The 13,808-nt window shown below is 62.2% G+C and carries 17 protein-coding genes and 1 tRNA gene; 11 read left to right on the forward strand and 7 right to left on the reverse strand.

Features of this window, described 5'->3' with window-relative positions; genetic code table 11:
- Window positions 1–39: 39 nt before the first annotated feature.
- The 6 genes from R6U53_RS11530 to R6U53_RS11555 all read left to right on the forward strand — a co-directional run bounded on the left by R6U53_RS11530 (window position 40) and on the right by R6U53_RS11555 (window position 3,993).
- Complete coding sequence (locus tag R6U53_RS11530) at window positions 40–1,098, forward strand: MBL fold metallo-hydrolase (RefSeq protein WP_410322510.1); 1,059 nt, start codon at window positions 40–42, stop codon at window positions 1,096–1,098.
- A complete protein-coding gene (locus R6U53_RS11535; RefSeq protein ID WP_410322511.1) occupies window positions 1,095–1,382 on the forward strand; it encodes a DUF3006 family protein in 288 nt (95 codons plus the stop codon). The genes R6U53_RS11530 and R6U53_RS11535 overlap by 4 nt, the downstream gene beginning before the upstream one ends.
- 34 nt (window positions 1,383–1,416) lie before the next feature.
- A complete protein-coding gene (locus R6U53_RS11540; protein ID WP_410322512.1) occupies window positions 1,417–2,313 on the forward strand; it encodes a DUF106 domain-containing protein in 897 nt (298 codons plus the stop codon).
- 94 nt (window positions 2,314–2,407) lie between these two features.
- On the forward strand, window positions 2,408–2,986 hold the full coding sequence (cmk, locus tag R6U53_RS11545; RefSeq protein WP_410322513.1) for a (d)CMP kinase: 579 nt from the start codon (window positions 2,408–2,410) through the stop codon (window positions 2,984–2,986).
- A 2-nt stretch (window positions 2,987–2,988) separates the two neighbouring features.
- Window positions 2,989–3,867 (forward strand): RNA-guided pseudouridylation complex pseudouridine synthase subunit Cbf5, encoded by an 879-nt coding sequence (locus tag R6U53_RS11550; protein ID WP_410322514.1) that lies wholly within the window; start codon window positions 2,989–2,991, stop codon window positions 3,865–3,867.
- 55 nt (window positions 3,868–3,922) lie between these two features.
- A tRNA-Pro gene (locus tag R6U53_RS11555) sits at window positions 3,923–3,993 on the forward strand.
- Between the two features lie 59 nt (window positions 3,994–4,052).
- Here R6U53_RS11555 and R6U53_RS11560 read toward each other — a convergent pair.
- Entirely contained in the window at window positions 4,053–4,247 is a 195-nt protein-coding gene (locus R6U53_RS11560; RefSeq protein ID WP_410322515.1) for a hypothetical protein, read from the reverse strand.
- A 244-nt stretch (window positions 4,248–4,491) separates the two neighbouring features.
- On the opposite strand from R6U53_RS11560, the gene R6U53_RS11565 reads away from it, so the two are divergent.
- From R6U53_RS11565 to R6U53_RS11580, 4 genes are all read left to right on the forward strand, one after another.
- A complete protein-coding gene (locus R6U53_RS11565; RefSeq protein ID WP_410322516.1) occupies window positions 4,492–4,923 on the forward strand; it encodes a type IV pilin in 432 nt (143 codons plus the stop codon).
- Window positions 4,924–6,364: 1,441 nt separating this feature from the next.
- Entirely contained in the window at window positions 6,365–6,604 is a 240-nt protein-coding gene (locus R6U53_RS11570) for a CopG family transcriptional regulator (protein WP_410322517.1), read from the forward strand.
- Window positions 6,605–6,758: 154 nt separating this feature from the next.
- Complete coding sequence (locus R6U53_RS11575) at window positions 6,759–7,280, forward strand: YeeE/YedE family protein (RefSeq protein ID WP_410322518.1); 522 nt, start codon at window positions 6,759–6,761, stop codon at window positions 7,278–7,280.
- Complete coding sequence (locus tag R6U53_RS11580) at window positions 7,277–7,741, forward strand: DUF6691 family protein (RefSeq protein ID WP_410322519.1); 465 nt, start codon at window positions 7,277–7,279, stop codon at window positions 7,739–7,741. The genes R6U53_RS11575 and R6U53_RS11580 overlap by 4 nt, the downstream gene beginning before the upstream one ends.
- Window positions 7,742–7,768: 27 nt before the next feature.
- Here the strand turns inward: R6U53_RS11580 and R6U53_RS11585 are convergent, their stop codons facing one another.
- From R6U53_RS11585 to R6U53_RS11595, 3 genes are all read right to left on the reverse strand, one after another.
- On the reverse strand, window positions 7,769–8,503 hold the full coding sequence (locus R6U53_RS11585) for a DUF429 domain-containing protein (RefSeq protein WP_410322520.1): 735 nt from the start codon (window positions 8,501–8,503) through the stop codon (window positions 7,769–7,771).
- Between the two features lie 71 nt (window positions 8,504–8,574).
- Window positions 8,575–9,546, reverse strand: a complete 972-nt coding sequence (gene mvaD / locus R6U53_RS11590) for a phosphomevalonate decarboxylase MvaD (protein ID WP_410322521.1) — start codon at window positions 9,544–9,546, stop codon at window positions 8,575–8,577.
- Between the two features lie 46 nt (window positions 9,547–9,592).
- Window positions 9,593–10,852, reverse strand: coding sequence for a Glu/Leu/Phe/Val family dehydrogenase (locus R6U53_RS11595; RefSeq protein ID WP_410322522.1), 1,260 nt, complete (start codon window positions 10,850–10,852; stop codon window positions 9,593–9,595).
- A 190-nt stretch (window positions 10,853–11,042) separates the two neighbouring features.
- Here R6U53_RS11595 and R6U53_RS11600 point away from each other — a divergent pair, with 190 nt between their 5' ends.
- A complete protein-coding gene (locus R6U53_RS11600; RefSeq protein ID WP_410322523.1) occupies window positions 11,043–11,177 on the forward strand; it encodes a hypothetical protein in 135 nt (44 codons plus the stop codon).
- Between the two features lie 59 nt (window positions 11,178–11,236).
- On the opposite strand, the gene R6U53_RS11605 is transcribed toward R6U53_RS11600, so the two are convergent.
- The 3 genes from R6U53_RS11605 to R6U53_RS11615 form a co-directional block, all read right to left on the reverse strand.
- Window positions 11,237–12,097 carry an HpcH/HpaI aldolase/citrate lyase family protein gene (locus R6U53_RS11605; RefSeq protein ID WP_410322524.1) on the reverse strand — a complete coding sequence of 287 codons (861 nt, stop codon included), beginning with the start codon at window positions 12,095–12,097 and terminating at the stop codon, window positions 11,237–11,239.
- Window positions 12,098–12,164: 67 nt separating this feature from the next.
- Window positions 12,165–13,133: a DUF5787 family protein gene (locus R6U53_RS11610; protein ID WP_410322525.1), complete on the reverse strand. Its 969-nt coding sequence runs from the start codon at window positions 13,131–13,133 to the stop codon at window positions 12,165–12,167.
- A gap of 61 nt (window positions 13,134–13,194) precedes the next feature.
- A partial coding sequence (locus R6U53_RS11615; RefSeq protein ID WP_410322526.1) for a transcription initiation factor IIB occupies window positions 13,195–13,808 on the reverse strand: 614 nt, incomplete at its 5' end.

Consider the following 13,808-nt stretch of genomic DNA (forward strand, 5'->3'; position numbering starts at 1 on the left):
CCCGAAAGAGTGTAGAGTCCGCCGCCCGTAGCCGTACGGATGAAACGGGTCGTGGCGGTGGGGTGTCTCTGCGTGGTCCTCGTTCTCGCAGGCTGTATGGGCGTCGGGTTCCCGCCGACGGAACCGGCCGAAGCGCCGACCGGAGAACCGACCGACGAACCGTCGTCCCCGCCGCCGACGGGCACGTTCGAGGTCCACGCGATCAACGTCGGACAGGCCGACGCGACGTTGCTTCGGACGGACGAGGAGACGATGCTCATCGATTCGGGCGACTGGCGCGACGACGGCGAGACCGTGATCGAGTACCTCGACGCACACGGCGTTGATCGGATCGACCACCTGATCTCGACGCACGCTCACGCCGATCACATCGGCGGTCACGAGGCGGTCATCGACCACTACGAGACCGAACGCGAGGGGGTCGGTGCGGTGTACGACTCCGGCGTTCCCTCCACGTCACAGACCTACGAACGATACCTCGACTCGATCGATCGACACGACGTGACGCTGTTCGAGGTGCGCGAGAACGACGAGATTCCGTTCAGTGGAACCCGGACGGTCGTTCGCAGTCCCCCTTATCCGCCGGGTGATAGCCTGAACGACAACAGCGTTGCCGTCATCGTCGCCTTCGGCGATACGACGTTCCTGTTCACTGGCGATGCGGAACGCGACATGGAGTCTCGGATGGTCGACGCACACGGGGACGCGCTCGAAGCCGACGTGTACCACGCCGGCCACCACGGATCGAACACCTCCTCGTCCGCCGAGTTCCTCGACGTCGTGGGTCCCGAGATCGCCATCGTTTCCGCAGCCTACGACTCCCCGTACGGCCACCCACACGACGAACCGCTCGAGCGGTTCGCCGAACGGGATATCCGGGCGGTGTGGACGGCGACGCACGGATCGATCGTCTTCGAGAGCGACGGGACGAATATCTCCGTCCGGACCCAACACGAAGTCACGATGTCGCCGCTCGAACTCGATGATGCATCCGAGGCGACTGCGAAGCCGACTGCCCCGGCCACGGAGCGAACAGTTATCCGTCCCGCCTCGACTGTCCAACAGCAGGTGCAGCCGCGTACCGAGGTGGCGTTATGAGGCTCGAGGGTGAGTACGCGGGAACGATCGATCGGATCGTCGAGGGGATCGCGGTGTTCTTGATCGAAGACGACGATCAAACGCTCGACGAACGTCATATCCCGGTCGAGGATCTCTCACTCAACGTTTCAGAGGGTGATAGATTCCGCCTCGAATTCGACGATGGGGAACTCATCGAGATCTCTCCTCGACCCGAAGAGACCGCTGACCGCCGAAAGCGATTCCGGGAGCGCTTCGAACGACTCTCTCGTCGACTCGGCGACGAGGACGCCGATCGAAGGTAAAAGGTTGATTACCCGCCCCCCGTAAGGGTGCATAATGGCACGCACAGCCTCGAAAGTACAGGAACTCGTCAAGGAGGATCCGGAGATGGAGGACGCCCTCCGGTACGTCCTCGACCGCGCCGACGAGCGAACCGTCTCGTGGGGCGACGTTTCCGACGAACTGACGAGTGGGCAATGGGGCCGACTCATCGAGATGGGTCTGCTCGTCGATTCGGACGGCGAGGGGTTCGACGTCTCGGATCCCGACGGCGTCCGCGAGGCACTCGAAGACGATGACCTCGAACTGCCTGATCCGCCGGACGCGGACTCCTCGTGGTCGAAGTGGGACAAGATGGCTGCGGTCGGCGCGATCGCAATGTTCGCCGGTTACACGTTCCGCTCGGTTCGCGAACCGCTCGCGGACGCGTTGAACGTCTTTCTCGGGCCGCTTTTGAACACGCTCCCGTTCTTCGCCGTCGTGATGATCCTCGCGCTCTTCACTGGGCTGTACTCGACGCTCCTGCAGTCGAATCTGATGAACATGGAGGTCATGGGAGCGTATCAAAGTCGGATGAAGGAGATCCAAGAGCGGCGCAAGGAAGCGAAAGAGCGGGGTGATGACGAGGCGCTCCAACGTATCCAAGACGAGCAGATGGAGGCGATGGCCGATAACCTCGGAATGTTCAAAGAGCAGTTCCGGCCGATGGTGTGGATCATGGTGTTGACCATCCCCGTCTTCCTGTGGATGTACGCCGTCGTCGGCTTCCGCGGCGCGCCGCTGTACCCGAACGTCGATCTCGCGCCGATGATGATGCCGATCGTCGGCGAGGTCGGCTGGAATGAGTCCCTCCTCGGTCCGATCCAGGCCTGGATCGTCTGGTACTTCGTCTGCTCGATGTGCTTTACGCAGGTCATTCGCAAGGCGTTGAACATTCAGACAACGCCGACGTAGTCGTTTTCTCACGCCCCTCCTTTTGCGGGCTACACTCGCTTTCTCGGCGACCGTGAAGAGTAACGTCTTTCACCCACAGCGGCGCAGTGGTGATATGTTGATAACCATCTCCGGACCTGCCGGCAGCGGCAAGAGTACGGTCGCCGCCGGACTGGCGGAACGACTGGGATACGACCACGTCAGCGGTGGTGACATCTTTCGGGAGTTGGCCGCCGAGCGGGATCTCACCCCTCTCGAACTGAACAAACTCGCCGAGGAGGACGACGCCATCGACCGGGACCTCGACCGCCGACAGCGCGACCTCGCATCGTCGGCCGACAGTCTCGTGCTCGAATCGCGCCTCGCTGGCTGGATGGCCGGCGACTACGCCGACTTTCGGATCTGGCTCGACGCGCCGTTGGACGTTCGCGTCGCGCGCATCGCCGATCGCGAAACTAAGCCGACCGACCTCGCCCGCGAGGAGACCGTAGAGCGTGCCGCCAGCGAGGCACTACGCTACCGCAAGTACTACGACATCGACATCGAAACGCTGGATATCTACGATCTCGCGCTCAACACCGCCCGATTCTCGCCGCCCGCCGTGCTCGATATCGTCGCGACGGCCGTCGAGTCCTACGACCCGGAGGACGACGAGGGGAAAACGCCAATCACCGGCGTCACCTACGAGTTTTGATCATGCGGACCCGTGGCCCGCCCGACGACCGAGACCCCGAAACGCTCCTCGAGTTCGGCGTCATCAACCTCGACAAACCGCCCGGCCCGTCGGCCCACCAGGTCGCCGCTTGGGTCCGCGACATGGCCGGCGTCGACCGGGCGGCCCACGCCGGCACGCTCGATCCGAAGGTCACCGGCTGTCTCCCGATCCTGACGGGGACGGCGACGCGGGCCGCGCAGGTGTTCGACGACAGCCGCAAGGGATACGTCTCCGTTCTCGAAGTTCACGCGCCGGTGCCGAGTGACTTCGAGTCGACGCTTGCGGAGTTCGAGGCGCCGCTGTATCAGAAGCCGCCGCGGAAATCCGCCGTCTCGCGTCGACTCCGAACCCGCGAGATCCACCGCCTGGATGCGCTCGAAACCGAGAGTCGTCGGGCGTTGCTCGAAATCGAGTGCGAAAGCGGTACCTACATCCGCAAACTGTGTCACGACCTCGGCCTCGCATTGGGGACGGGCGCGCACATGGGCGACCTCCGCCGGATCAAAACCGGAACGTTCAACGATTACACGCTCTCGACGATGGAGGACCTCGCCGATGGCCTCGCCTTCTGGCGTGAGGGTGGCGACGCAGAGCTGCTCCGGGAGGTCGTGTCGCCCGCCGAACGGGCACTCGAGGGCATCCCGCGTCTCACCGTCGCCCCTTCCGCGGCGCGCGAGATTGCCAACGGCGCGCCCGTCTACGCTCCTGGCGTGATCGACGACACGCTCGGCGGGGCCGACGAGAGCGAACTCGTCGTGTGTTACACCCCCGATGACGCTGCAGTTTGTCTCGGCCACCTCGTCGGCGACCCGGACGCGGACACCGGCGTCGTCGTCGAGTTAGAGCGCGTCCTCGTGTAAACTGCGCGGCGAAACGAAGAGGTTAAACGTCCCTCCGCCATCCATCGAAACGCGAGGGACCGTGGGGTAGTGGTATCCTCTGCGGATGGGGTCCGTTGGACCCGTGTTCGAATCACGGCGGTCCCACTACGTATTCTTCGACGGCCGTTACTCAATGGCCGAGACTCTCCCAAGTCGGTCATCGCTCACAGCTTCGCCGCGATCAACTCGACGGCGCGCAGGATTCGATACAGCAGATACACCGTGAGCGTCAGGAAAAAAACAACCATCGAAACGACGACGTCGTTGGCCACTATGCCGGCAACGAGGCTGATCAATACGACCCCGATCGCGGTTTCGGCAGGCATGCCGTTCGTCATCAGTCGCGGTCTGGAGGGCATACGCTGTGGTGTCGGTGCGATCGACAAAACGGTTATTCCTCCGGGATCGCACTCGCTCGATTCGAGCTTCGGCGACGGCCACTCCGTCATTGATTTTCCGCAAACGCCGCGCTCCCCGCCTGAAAGGCGACTCAACGTCCGAATCGAATCGTGAGTCGCTGCACCCGATTATATGGACTTGGACTAATAGTCGACCAACGCAGTCAAGCATCCCGTCCGTTCGGGCTCGACTGCGGGTGAAACCATGGAACTCAAAAACGTATTCCAAGACAGCGACGATCGTGCCGTTTCGCCCGTTATCGGCGTCATCTTAATGGTTGCCATCACAGTCATCCTGGCGGCCGTTATCGGGACGTTCGTGCTCGGGCTGGGCGATCAAGTTGAGACTGGTGTACAGGCTGGAGCAACGATCAATGAGGATCCCGAAGATGATCGAATCACGATCACTTACACTTCATCTGGCAATTCCGATGGTCTCGGTATTACCGCTCCGGATAGTGCAACCATCACTGATGAGAATGATGACCTAACAGATGTTGGGCAGACTGCTGAAGTTACCGGGCTTAGCGATGGTGATACAGTTACTGTTACTGCCTACACTGGCGGTGGATTTGATGACCCGGATCAGACAACGGTTGTACAGACGTTTAATGCCGATTCGCAGTACGGGGCATAAATCCCTGCAGTAACCGTTCTTATTACCTGAGATAATATCTCTAATTGTGTATGAACCATGTCGCTCAGCGACTGGCCAGAATATATGAATTCCTCCCCGTATGAAGACTCTGGGGATGCTGTTGAAGACTGCCGTCGCGTCTAGCAGGCTGGTGCCAATCAGCCAAATAAAAATCATCTGCTCTCTCGAACATCGTCGATTTGCCTCGGGGACGAATTCGTCTGTGGTTGAATAGTGGGGTACCAGACCCAGTACGAGCGATTGACCTCGCTCACTCAAAGGGTTGGCTTGATTAGACGAGTGACACGGCTGTTTCGATAGTAGTCTTGGTAAGACATCTACTTGCAGGTCGAACAATCACTATACAAATTATGTTCCAGCGATTTCTGAAGATCGCCGTGTGTTTATAAGTGATCTTGATTCAGTGTTCTGAGCAACAGGTGTTCCACTCGGTGAAAAAACCTACCTGCCTACCCGATTTGTTCTATCATGTCGACGAAATCGCTCAAGAGAGTATCGCTGTTCCCGACACCTGTGTAGATGACTCGGATAGTAAGATTAGCGGCTCTGTTGAAATCCTTAAGGACTGACAGGATCGGCGTGCGAGATACAGAGTTTCTATACAGCAACGACGGTACCCACTTACTAATCACCACTCTCGAAAATTGTTCTGATAAAGTACATTCATACAGCGATTCTTCTAATGAATTCATATGTGGTCGCTGAGGGAACTCGCAGCAGGCCTGAAAGAATTTGTCTTACATGAGGGCCAAAACTGGCTCAAAATGGTAGGATATATAATCATATGGACTATTAGTTTCGTTCTCATTGGTAGTCTCCTTGAATTTTTACTTGGTGACGAATTTCAGCAGATTGGCCTTCTCGTGACACTGGTAGCAGCGACAGCCGTCACCTACCCCTTTATACATCTGAAAACTACCGTCTTGATGAGCGCCGACTGAGCGGTGTTACACCGCTGGATCAGCACGGTAAATAATCAACTCCGTATCAAATACTGCGCTCTGTATTCAGCACGTTTCCAAGAACATGTCACCGATTGAGAATTTCAACAAAGCCAGATTAGCATAAGTGTTGGCGAGACTATCGTGTTAAGTGAAAGGTTCAATTCAGGGGATACAATAGCCATTACCACGTTTGAATAAGCTGCAGTCTCCGTACCGATCTGTCGACGGAGCGAGTCACGTTCGGCGTCGACGGTGGTGACGGGATCGGAATCGAACTCTGTGGGGTATGCAAAGCCGACATCGCCGCCGAGGATTGCCTAGAAGTGCTCGAACGCGCGAAGCCGTAGGACTGTTTCGGCTTCGAGGTCCGTCATCCGCCTGTGCGTGGCCGCGATCGGATCACTGCGCCATCGGCGTTCACGATACTCCTCCGTGGGAACCGAGGGCTTACATTACTGACCCCCCAAGCGTCGCGTATGCCAGAAGTCGAAGTGTCGTTACCGGACCGCATCGACAGCGAGATCGCCCGCCTCGTCAACCAAGGCGAGTTCTTAAACCGCGAGCAAGCGGTCGAGGAACTCCTCTCGATGGGTGTCTCGGCGTACGCGCCGGCCGAAACGACGACCGAACCCGAGCAGGATCTGTTCACGCAGATGACCGACGACCAGCAGGACCCGGCCGCCCGAATCGACGACGGGGACGACTACACGTTCTGAGCGGCGCTACTCCGGTTCGGCGGTAGTCGCCGTCGCGATCGTAATCGTCCTCAACGAGTCGGTCCCAGAGGAAACGCACGTCGTCACCGACGCCGACGCGAACTCGCCGCTGACGAATCATTCAAATCATCGAGGACCCTCACGATGGATAGTCATGAGTTTGCCCACGAGCGTACTCGCCGTCGAAACGCCCATGCTCGCGTCCGCCGTGATGGAGTTTTTCCCCAACGGAATCGCACCCTACCTCCTCGGTGGCCTCCTCATCGGCCTCGGGACGATCATCATCTATCTCGGAACGGGAATCATCGCCGGCGCGAGCACGTTCCTCGAATCGACGTTGTCGTACGTCTCGAAGCGTGAGCGGTTCCAGCAGTCACGGTTCGTCGAGTCGAGAGATTGGCGTATCGTGTTCACGTTGAGCATCGTCGCCGGTGCGGCGGTCTACGCCGTCGTGTTTCAGGGCGGGCTCTGGACGACCGACGTCGCGGCGTGGCGGCTCTTCGCCGGTGGGCTCCTCGTCGGCGTCGGGACCCGCCTCGGAAAGGGCTGCACCTCGGGACACGGCATCTGCGGCGTCGGATCGCTGTCCGGCACGTCGATCGTCAACGTCGGGATATTCATGCTCGTCGCGATCGGGACCGCGCTGTTCGTCGCCGCGATGGGAGTGACACCATGAGCCACTCCAGACGCCTGCTTTTCGTCTCCACGATCGTCATCGGCGGACTCTCGTTCGGGTTCGGCCTCGGATACAGCGGGATGGCCCGCCCCGAGGTCGTCCTCTCGTTTTTGCAGCTGTGGGATCTCGGGCTGTTGTTCGTGATGGGCGGGGCCATCGCCGTCGCAGCACCAGTGTTCTTTCTCGCTTCGCGGACGGGACGGCGGGCGCCGCTAACCGGTCGCGTCTACGCCCGTCGTCTGAAGTCGATGGACCGAAACGTGTTGATCGGCGGTGCGATCTTCGGCGTCGGCTGGGGGCTTTCGGGTATCTGCCCCGGAGCGGCGTACGCGAGCGTCGGGATCGGCAACTATCCGATGGTGTGGGGGATCGCCGGTATGTTCGTCGGCGCGTACGGGCAGGGGGTGATCAGATCGCTATCAGCCAGTCCCGACGGTGCGGGGGCGCCGACGGCCGAGTAGGGTCTCGACCGATCAGAAACCCCTCGATCACTCCGTCAGCGTCGTCTCGCTCCGGTAGCAGTAGGCTATCGGCAGTTCTCGCTCGTCGGTGGACGGATCCGCGGGAAGCGAACGAAGTGACCCCGGACCGGGACGGACCGTCAGTCCGAGCGCGACGGCGTCGACGACGGCCGGAATCGGGATTCGACGCCCGGCGGTCGACTCCGCGACCGACTGGACCGTCGGCGGTGCATCCCGGTCGAACTCCGCGAGCGTTCGCATCCGCTCGGCGTATCCGGCCGCGTACGCCGGCTGCTCGTCCATCGGCTCCCCGTCGAATGCCAGATAGCACAGTTCCGGATGCGCCTCGAGGAAGATCGGACGGGCGTCGTCGATCGCGTTGAGGAACTCGTCCACCGCGGTGACGACCGGGGCGATATCGAAGGCGCGCCGTGCGAGTTCTCGATCGGTTTTTCGCTCGTGAACCCGCGATGCGGTCCGATAGCGGTGTTTGCGCGCCGCCTCGCGAACCGGGGCGGAAACGACTGCACCGGCCCGATCGCCCAAGACTTCCCGTGCGAGTCGTTCGTTCGGCCGCGGGGCGTCCGACGCTTCCAGGCCGATCGGGACGTCGATCGCGATACGGGCTGCCGACTCCTCGTATCGGGTCCACAGTTCGCCGACGCTGTCGACAACTGCCGCGTGGTCGAACCCGTCCGTCGTGTAGGCGACTGCGAGCCATCCACCCTCCCGGGCGACGCTGCCGACGTAATACTCGCTCACGGATAGCACCAGCGCCCCCGACTATGTAGGGGTATCGGCGTTGGCTGACGTGTCGAGACTGGGTCGATCGCTCAAAACAGCGCTTCGTCCTCGTCGAGGACTTTTGCAGGGCCGCCGACCTCCCAGACCCGCGTCCCGATACCGAGGTCCGCGATTTCTGTTTCGATCCGGTCGACGTACTCCGCGGTCGTGTTGACGTAGACCGACGCGCCCGTGTCCGTGGAAAAGTAGACCGGGATCCCCTCCTCGCGGAGCTCACGAACGATCTCGAAGACAGAAAGCGTCTCCGGCTCCCAATAAACCCATCCCGCCGGTCCCGTCATCGTCGTCGCCGCGAGTGACAGCGAATCGTGCTCGGCTAGTTCGAACGCCCGATCGAAGTCCTCCTCGCGGAGGGCGTTTCGCATCGTGGCGATCTGCTCGTGGATGTGTGCCATTCGGCCCTCGAACATGTGGCTCTCGGCGGCTTCTTTGTGTGCCTCCTCGGTGTGTTTGAACGCCGGAATCTCGGCGGCGACGATTCGGAGGTCGTCTTCGAGGCCTGTTTCGATGCGCTCGGAGCGACAGTCCACGTCGTCGAGTCCCGTCCGGAGGTGCGAGAACGCGCCGGTGACGGCGCGGGCGGCCGAGGACGACCCCCGGCGGGCGATTGCCGAGATTTCAGGGAGCGTTAGATCGAGTCCGGCGGCCCCGACGACGGCGACGGCCGCCGCCGCGAATCCAGAGGACGAGGAGCCGAATCCGATGTTCGTCGGGAAGTCGTTCTCCGATTCGAACCGAACTCGGTGGTCGATCCCCGCTAGCTCGCGGACGTGATCGACGACGCTCTCGATCCGCTCTGCTCCTCGTCCGGCGACCGGTTCGCCATCGACGACGTACCGATCGGCGCTGAGTTCCGGATCGAACTCGACGGTCGTCGTCGTGTGACTCGGCGCGGTACACACCGAGATCGAATCGTGATAGGGGAGCCGAAGCTCCTCGTTTCGCATCCCGTGATACTTGACGAGCCCCTGAATCGGGTGGGCCTTCGCGGTCGCCTTCATACCGACCTCTCCGACGGGGCCGTCTTTGCAGTTTCGTCTTATCCGTCTAGGGCCACCGGCCCGCTTCTTCGGAGGCCGCGAGCACCCGCTGGAGCGCGACGACGTACGCGGCCGTCCGAAAGTTCGGCAAGTCGAGTTCTTCGTAACACTCGATGAGGCCGTCGAACGCGCCCACGATGTGTCGTTCGAGTTCTTGATTGACTCGCGATTCGGTCCAGTAGAACCGCTGACGGTTCTGGACCCACTCGAAGTACGAAACGGTGACGCCGCCCGCGTTGGCGAGGATATCCGGGATGACGAGTACGTCCTGATCGGTGAGCACGTCGTCCGCGTCGGGCGTCAACGGCCCGTTCGCCGCTTCGGAAATGACGTCCGCTTTGACATCCGCCGCCAATTCGCTGTCGATGGCGTTCTCGAGCGCGGCCGGAACGAGGAGGTCGATGTCGAGCGTCAACAGTTCCTCGTTGGTCAGCTCCTCTGTCGCCCCTTCGTAGCCCGTCACCGACCCGGTCTCGTTCTTAAACGCCTTCACGTCGTGCGCGTCGAGTCCGTCGGGATTATAAATACCGCCGGAGGAGTCCGACACCGCGACGATCGTGGCGTCGTGGTCGTCCTGCAGGAGTTCCGCGGCGATGCTGCCGGCGTTTCCGTACCCCTGTACCGCGACGGACGCACCGGTGATGTCGCGTCCGAGGTACTCGAACGCCTCTCGGGCGGTGAGCACCGTCGACCGGCCGGTCGCTTCGACGCGGCCTCGGGAGCCGCCCGAATCGATGGCCTTTCCGGTGATGACGCCGGGAGACGTCGTGTTCTCGAGCGTCTCGTAGGTGTCTTTGATCCAGTTCATCTCCCGCTGGCCGGTGTTCACGTCCGGAGCGGGGATGTCACGATCCTCGCCGATCATCGGCCGAAGCTCCGTGGCGAACGCGCGCGTGATCCGCTCTAACTCGGCTTCGGAGTGCTCACGTGGGTCGATGGCGATACCACCTTTGCCGCCTCCGTAAGGAATGTCCACCACGGCACATTTATAAACCATCCAGCCGGAGAGCGCCTTTATCTCGTCGCGAGAAACGCCGGGGTGATAACGGATTCCGCCTTTATACGGGCCGCGGTCGCCGTTGAACTGCGATCGGTACGCTCGAAACACGCCGATAGAACCGTCGTCGAGTTCGACCGAGAGGTTCGTCTCGAGTATCCGCTCCGGGTTTTTCAGCCGTTCGAGGACTCCGTCCTCGATATGCATGTGTGCTGTCGCATCGTCAATTTGCTCCTGTAGGCTTTCAAAAGGGTTGGCACTCTCGGACATGTCTCATTCGTCGTCTAGATGTCGCTTAAGAGTGACGACCCTCTTCGAACGTGGCCGCATGACGGAAATCGCCCGCAAAGGCCGTCGAACCGGGCTCTCGATCGTGTCGATCCCCGCTCGCCGCCTCGTCCGTCGCCCACTCGTCTCACCCGAAAACTTAACGCGCGTCACATCTTGGTACGTATCAACTATGGGGACACAGCGAAATGCTAATGATGCACGGATGTGGCGACGGGTGGTACTCATCACGGTGCTATTTTTGAGCGCCGTCGTGATCTCCGGAGCGCTGTTGATTCTGTTGCGTGGCCTCTTCGCGTCGCCGTGATCTACCGGCGAAGCAGGCCGAGGCGGTTCACCGAATGATCCCGCCTCTGAAGCGCTGTTTTACTCCCGGCCGCCGTTCTCGGCCGCTCGGTACCGATCGAGGATCGTCTCGGCGCGCGCGATCAGCGGTGCGTCGATCATCTCGTCGTCGACGCGGAAGACGCCACGTCCCTCGGATTCGGCCGTCTCGGCGGCATCGATGACCTTTCTCGCCCACTCGACGTCCTCGGGGTCGGGCGTGAACGTCTCGTTTATCACCTCGACCTGCGCCGGATGGATCGCGATCTTGCCGTCGTATCCCAGCTGTCGGGCGAAGGCGGTTTCCTCGGCCAACCGATCCGTCGCCCCGATGTCGGTCACGAGGGTATCGATCGCGTCGACGCCGGCTGAACCGGCAGCCAACACGACGTGCCGGCGCGCGTAGGAGATCTCCTTACCCCCTTCGGTTCTCGTCGCTCCGATGTCGGCGGAGAGGTCCTCGGCCCCGAACACGAGGGCGTCGACGGGGTCGGTCGCCGCGATCTCCTCGGCGGCGAGGACCCCGGACGCGGACTCACAGAGCGCGAGGATCGGGAGATCGTACCCGGATCCCCCGAGCAGTTCCTCGACTCGGGCCACGTCGTCGGCCGATTCGACCTTCGGTACGATCACCGAATCGAGCCGTGGCTCATCGGCGGTGATCGCCTCGACGTCGCACACGGCGGCTCGGAGATCCGGGTTGACCCGGACGCACACCTCGCAGTCGGGATCGAAGGACGGATCCGTCAGGACGTCCGCGACCGTCTCGCGGGCGGTTTCCTTCCGTCCGGGCGCGACGGCGTCCTCGAGATCGAATATGACCGTATCCGCGTCGGTTCCGGGGGCTTTACGCATCAGTTCCGGCTTGTCGCCGGGTGAAAACAGCACGCTTCGTCTGGCCATCGTTGGCGTACATCGGGGTTCGGGCTAAATCAAGACCCGGGGTACACCTGAACATCCCGTGGCCTCGTCATTCGTTCCGGAACCGATCGAGGCCGACCTGTCGACGGGCGACGCCGGCCGGATCGGCGACCCACGGACTGTGTCGCTCTCGCTGGGCTTCGATGTCCGCGCTCGGCGGCTCCGATTCGTCGTGGCCCTCGCACTCTGGGCCGCACTCGCGGGCCGGATCGACGAACCGACCCTTCCAAGCGCAGTACGGCAACACGTCGTCGTCACTGAACTCCGTCCCTCGAGCGCTCGCTTTCGCACAGCCAGGGAGTTTCTGGGGGCGCCAGCCTTTTCCGTAGGCGCGCTCGGCTACTCGGCGCCGGAGTCGGGCCTTCTCGTCGGCGTCGACCGGTTCCACCTCGACTCGCGTCGGTGATTCATCGATGACGGCGATGCCGGGTTCGCTCGCCGGGAGTGGCGTTGCTTCGCGGACGATCTCGAACGTCCCCCGGTCGGGATCGAAGCGCCACACGCCGACCGGTTCGGGAATGCGGTTGAGATGTGCGCCGGTCACGTACGACGCCGTGACGAGGACGACCTCGTCGAACAGCGACAGCGATACGTCCTTTCGGAGCTGGAGTTCGAGATCGCCGGGGCGACCGAGATCCGGCTTGTTCTCGAAGGCACACAATCCGCCGATCCACTCGGGATAGGTCGTCGTCCGCCGGACGTATCGCCGTCCCCTTCGGCGCTCCTCTTCGAAAAAGCCGATCTTGACGGCCCGGTCCGCGACGGTCGATGCCCGATCCGGATGCGCGTCGATCGCCGCCTTCGGCCGGCGGGCGCGGCCGACACCGACGTCGCTCTCGATCGCCGGTTCGGGGATCGTCTCCGCGGTGATCGCCGCCCGCCGATCGAACTCCGGGCCCGGTCGCACTTCGACGACATCGACGATCCGGGTGTGAGTCCCCAGTTGGCGCGCGATGACGCCGTCGCTCTCGGTCTCGAGGGCGGCACACACCGCGAGTTCGAAGGCGAACTCCCGCACGACTGTTCGAACGGGTGGTAGGATAAAAAGCGGTGCGTTCGCGGTTCGCCTCTCGTATCCGTCAGGCGAAGGCGAGATCCTGCTCGGCTTCGAGGAGCTCGTGATAGCGGTTTCGGATGGTGACCTCGGAGATGTCGGCGACTTCGGAGACCGCCGCCTGCGTCGTCTTCTCGTTGGTGAGCAGCGAGGCGGCGTAGACGGCGGCGGCGGCGAGACCGACCGGCGATTTCCCCGAGTGAACGCCCTGCTCCTTGGCGTTGCCCAGCAACTTTCGGGCGCGGTTTTCGGCCTCTTCGCTGAGGCCGAGTTCGCTGGCGAAGCGCGGCACGTAGCTCTCGGGATCGGCGGGGGCGACCTCGAGTCCGAGTTCGCGGACGACGTAGCGGTAGGTGCGGGCGATCTCGCTCTTTTCGACTCGCGAGACGCCGGCGACCTCGTCGAGGCTTCGTGGGACGCCGGCTTGCCGGGCGGCGGCGTACACGGAGGCGGTCGAGACGCCTTCGATGGAGCGGCCCGGGAGGAGGTTTTCGTCGAGCGCGCGGCGGTAGATGACGCTGGCCGTTTCGCGGACGTTCTCGGGGAGCCCGAGCGCGCTCGCCATGCGGTCGATCTCGCCGAGCGCCTGCTTCAGATTCCGCTCTTTGGAGTCACGCGTGCGGAAGCGCTCGTTCCACT

The organism is Natronomonas sp., from assembly GCF_046483325.1.
In the GTDB taxonomy this organism is placed as follows: domain Archaea; phylum Halobacteriota; class Halobacteria; order Halobacteriales; family Haloarculaceae; genus Natronomonas.